Source organism: Salinimicrobium catena, from assembly GCF_900102915.1.
Taxonomy (GTDB): Bacteria; Bacteroidota; Bacteroidia; order Flavobacteriales; family Flavobacteriaceae; genus Salinimicrobium; species Salinimicrobium catena.
The window spans coordinates 1-3,166 of the sequence record NZ_FNGG01000025.1; the positions used below are offsets into that span (position 1 = coordinate 1).

Here is a 3,166-nt window from a genome sequence, read left to right on the forward strand (position 1 = left end):
TCCATTTTGGGCACCAGCATTTCTTGTTATGGTTCTTCTGATGGTTATCTTTCCTTGAATCCTAACGCAGATCCTGAGAACAGTGCTTTCACTCAGTATGATCTTTACAAGGTAGACGGTGATCCTGATAGTCTTGCCGAGATATTGGATGGTAGCGGAGATGATGATTTAGTAACTTCTGATATTACGGAGACTGATGGTGTATTTGCACCTGCATTAGGAGAAGGGAAATACCTGATATTAGGCAGTAAAGCCTCTCCTTATCAGACCGGAGTAGATTGTTATGCTTTGAGTAATGCTGTTGAGATCCAGGAGCCAAAGGAGTTGAATATAGTAATTGAAAGCTCAAATGTTACTTGTGCCGGAAACGATGGTACAATTTCTATTGACGAAGAAAACAGTGATACTTTTGATAACTATCAGTTGTATAAAGTAGTGGGTGATCCTGATTTTGATGAAGTTGAAGCTGATCAATCTGATACAAAAGTGGGAGCATCGATTTCTGTTGCTAGTACAGGATTCAATGGTTTGGGTGCCGGAGATTATTATGTAATAGGAACAGTGGAGTCTAATCAGGAGGGAATTAATTGTACAGCAATAAGTAATATTGAAATCATTAACCTTCCAACAGATTGTGACCACATTTATCCCACTCAAACCACCTGTAATTCATATTATATAGATATGGATGCAGAAGTTTTGGAGGAAGTATGTATGACCATTGATGATTCAAAAAATAAATGGGTGGTAACCAATGCAACTCCCGGTGTCTTTTTCTATTATGGTGATTTTACCACAGGTGATTTTGGTACAGAAGGAAACACAGGTGAGACTCAGTTGATCACAGTTTACCTCACTCAAAGCAGGAATACGACCTTATTAGGTCCTTTTGAACTCCAAAACGAAGCAAATGTGAGGCTTTACGATTCATCTTGTAGTACCTTAAGTTATACCGTCCATATTGGGACAGGAAGAGGAAATGACGATGTTCCTCTTGGAGATGCTTCCATCACTTTTATTGCTAAAGAGTTCACCACCTATATTACATCTGGAAAGTATGATGTCAAGTCTATCAGGAATAAAGTAGTGACCGGTCTGAGATCAGCTACTTATACTTTTGGAATGGCAGATGGATATAATGAAGACGGTACTCCATTAAATCCTTTTGGTGTTGGTCAAATTGATGTTAATGATTGTAATTATAGTGCTAGCACTTTGGCAACTTCCACCCAATCCATCCAGGCAGAAAGCCTGAGCCTGGAAACTGTGGAGAACGATGTGAATGTTTCACCGGTACCATTTGATGAAGAGATCAACTTGAGTTATGATCTTGATTACTCTTCAGATGTTACCATAGAAGTGTTCGACTTTGGCGGTAACCTGTTGAAAACCGTGCAGGATCGTGGAGTATCTAAAGGATCCTCTACTTCCATAGGAGTTGACTTCTCAATAGGTGCCAATCAAATGTACCTGTTAAGAGTGACCACAGACAGAGAAACGTTTGTCAAACAAATACTTTCTGCTAAAAAGTAGATTTTAATTAACCTTTAAACCAGAAAAGCAGCCGGAGACGGCTGCTTTTTTATTTATGGCCCTGGGGCTGAGCTGCTGCAGAGAGTAGGAATTTCGTTAAGGCTATGTTGATAAAGAAACAGCAAATTTTTGTAGGAGATTCGAAGGGAAACTGTTGCTAATCTAATTTTTAACAAAAAATTCTAATAATCAGGTAATTACAATTATTTTTTTGTCTTACATTTAAGGTAAGTTTAATGGATTGAAGTGAAATCTTACATTCTTCCCTCAAAATTTTTACTTCAATTTATTAGGTGTTTTCTTCCCCCGGAATGAGCTGTTACTGTGCTTCCCTAAAGCCTGTTAATTCGTTCCCCCAATTAATTTTTTTACTGCCTGTCAGTACATTTCACCCCACAACAATTTCCCCCGTTGTCTTTTTCCTTCCTCCATGGAAAGAGTATTTCCCCCGCTTGAATCCTGCCTATGGCAGGTGATCTCGCCCGGATCTGCTTTTTATGAGAACCACTTGTGTTTTTGGTTGTATTAACCAAAAACTATTAAATTATGAAAAAATGTACTTTGAACTTCTGTAAGAGAAAAACCGGGGTAGGGAAACTCTTTGAGAAAGGTTTCAAAAGCAGCCTGAGTACTCTCTTTCTGCTAACCTTATTTTTCTTTGCGAGCACTGAATCTTATGCTCAATTAAGCTGTGACCACGTTTCAGAAAATTTTGTCACTTCCGATCCTTCTTGCCCCGGAAGCGAGGAATTCAACATCGCAAAAATTGACCGGTCAATTACTCATGAAATATTTTACGTCAAAGTAAGCGGAGATGCTTGCTGCGGAAATTTTCTCATTAATCCTAAAAGCGGTCCCAATTGTTATTTTGACACTAGCATTGCCGGCCCATCCGGTCCGGGTGTAATGATCACAGAAGTGGGTACTGTTTCCAATACTTGTGACTTTGGTGATTTAACTCAATGTCCTGATTATGGTGCCGACTATGATAAAGAGTTGATCATTAGATGTTCAGATGGTTCCATTGGTCATAGAATTACCTTCCTCGGTTCTTTCGAAGATGGTACTGACAGTTATTGGTACTATGAGGTTGAAAATAATGTTGATGGTTGCATAAATGATATCAGCCATTTAGCTTTTGGTGTTATAGATGACAGCGTTTGTTGCATAGATTATATGGGACAAACTTCAGCTGTGTGTGAAGGAGAAGATTCAGAATTTAAAGTTACCCCAACCGGTGCCGATGATTACCTGTTTTTCATTGATGAAGATGGAAATGATATGTATGATGGAGCTGTCGATACTTTTTTAGCTCAGGGTACCGATAATATCTATTCCGGAGTCCATATTAATAATGAGGTGATTAGTGTTTTAGTTACCGATGGAACTAAATGTGAAGATTACTTGGAGATCACAGCTGATGTCTATCCTCTTCCGATGGTCACCGCTGATGATGACTCCGTTTGTATAGGAAGTACAGTCCAGTTGTCAGCGACTCCTTCCGGAGGAACCTGGAGCGGAATGCATGTAAGTGCCACCGGACTTTTTGATGCCGATGGTTTAGCTGCAGATGATTATAGGGTTACCTATACTTTTACTGATGGCAATGGTTGTGAGAACAGCGATACTGCTA

General features: G+C 39.4%; 2 protein-coding genes. Both read left to right on the plus strand.

Going from position 1 to position 3,166, the window contains the following annotated elements:
* A partial coding sequence (locus tag BLS64_RS15260; RefSeq protein WP_176763491.1) for a hypothetical protein occupies positions 1-1,533 on the plus strand: 1,533 nt, incomplete at its 5' end.
* A gap of 546 nt (positions 1,534-2,079) precedes the next feature.
* The coding region (locus BLS64_RS15045) for a hypothetical protein (protein WP_143019356.1) at positions 2,080-3,166 on the plus strand (1,087 nt) is incomplete at its 3' end.